This is a genomic window from Moorena sp. SIO2C4 (genome assembly GCF_010672485.1).
GTDB lineage: Bacteria > Cyanobacteriota > Cyanobacteriia > Cyanobacteriales > Coleofasciculaceae > Moorena > Moorena producens.
In genome coordinates this window covers 1-1,592 of record NZ_JAAHGN010001382.1, presented here as the reverse complement: position 1 = coordinate 1,592, position 1,592 = coordinate 1, and the positions used below count along the sequence as shown (strand labels likewise).

Annotated in this window: 1 protein-coding gene and 1 pseudogene; both read left to right on the top strand. The window is 43.1% G+C overall.

From position 1 onward, the window contains the following. Positions 1–403, top strand: a pseudogene (locus F6K20_RS37815) (hypothetical protein); the annotation flags it as partial. Positions 404–518: 115 nt separating this feature from the next. Beyond that, the gene (locus tag F6K20_RS37810) at positions 519–1,037 is read left to right on the top strand and encodes a choice-of-anchor E domain-containing protein (protein ID WP_008179897.1); all 519 of its coding nucleotides are present in this window, start codon (positions 519–521) and stop codon (positions 1,035–1,037) included. Positions 1,038–1,592: the final 555 nt, after the last annotated feature.

Below are 1,592 nucleotides of genomic sequence, written 5' to 3'. Positions count from 1 at the left end.
GGAATACATTGCCACAAATGAACTAACTGCCTCAGATATTGAACAGGTAAAATCCACTTGTTCTTACCGTTGGAAAATAGAGGAGTTTCACCGGGAACTTAAACAAGCGATGCAGCGCGGTCTTGGGGAGGCAGCGCGGTCTTGGGGGTTCCCCCCATGAGCGACTGCCGTGGTTTCCCCCATGAGCGACTGCATCAAGACATTGACTGGCAGACAATCTTGTCAGTGTCGTAAATCTCGAATCCAAAGAAACCATATTGCTTGTGCTATTTTGGTGTGGAATTTTCTGAAAAGACTAGCTTACTTGACTAAATGTACAGTTTATAAAATTAAGCCCCAAAGTTTATATTCATATTTAACTAAAGAACTTAAAAAACCTTCTTTAGTTATGAATTTAGTCTGATCAGAATCTACTCCATATCTGGTGTCTTTGCGTAAGTCCTGTCTCCAGCTAAATCCGAAGTTGGAGTGACTTTTACAGAGATATGACCAGAAGACCTTAATCACTCGTTAGTACCATGACTCAATCCACAGCAAAAACCTATTCCCGTCTGAAAGTATTTCTAGCAACTACTGCGACTACTTTGGCTGGTATGCTGGCGACTACTGGTGCAGCTAATGCAGCTAGTATCACCCATACTCAGACCATTGAATGGCGACCGACAACTGTTGATAAATTTTTCATTCTCCCCAAATTCGATGAGGCTTTGGGGACTCTCGAAAGTGTCACGATTGACCTGATCGGATTTGTCCAGGGAAATGCCCGTGCGGAAAGTCAGGAAGGCGCTCCAAGTACAGTAACCTTGGATCTGGCATCTAAAATTGCCTTAATCTTGAGTGAACCTGATATTACCCTAGTTGAGGTGAAGCCCCTAGTTTTAGAACAGGTTGGTCTCTCTAGCTATGACGGTGTACTTGATTTCGCAGGATCTTCTGGAGTCACATTGCCTGAGCGTACCGCTTCGGATAGCACAAGTAATACGTTTATGTCTGGGCTAGGAAGAGTTGAAAATTATTTATTATTGCTTTTGCCATAGTGTATCAACCGAAGTTCCACTAAACTGGAAACTTCGGTTTTATGTTGTTTAGTGATTATAGTCATTTCAAATAACAATGGAACACTTTTTCGTATGAAACCCTTTTATAGCAATAAATAGTTTTCTCAATATAAATTGAAATCACTATAGCTTCCGGCAAAAGAAGCCCCACAACGAACATGCGCAGCATGAGTGTTTAAAGTTACCGTAAGATCGGGTCGCTTTTATGGTTAGTCGGTTATGGGTAAAAGGGTTAAATCTTTTGTAATAAAGCGACCCTATCTAAGGTTTCGTCTCCAGGGATGAATTTTGCACAGAGTCTTTCACTTTAGACCAATCGATGTGTTATACTGGAAATACTGACTTTCAAAGCCGTTCGCGTAGCGTGGCCAAAGGCCATAAATGCTGGAAAGTTGGTCAAACATTATTAAACAAAAGACCAAGAAAACAGAGCGGCAGCGATGCAGCGCGGTCTTGGGGAGGCAGCGCGGTCTTGGGGGTCCCCCCCATGAGCGACTGCCGTGGTTTCCCCAACTCGCGCTTTGCATCAAGAGA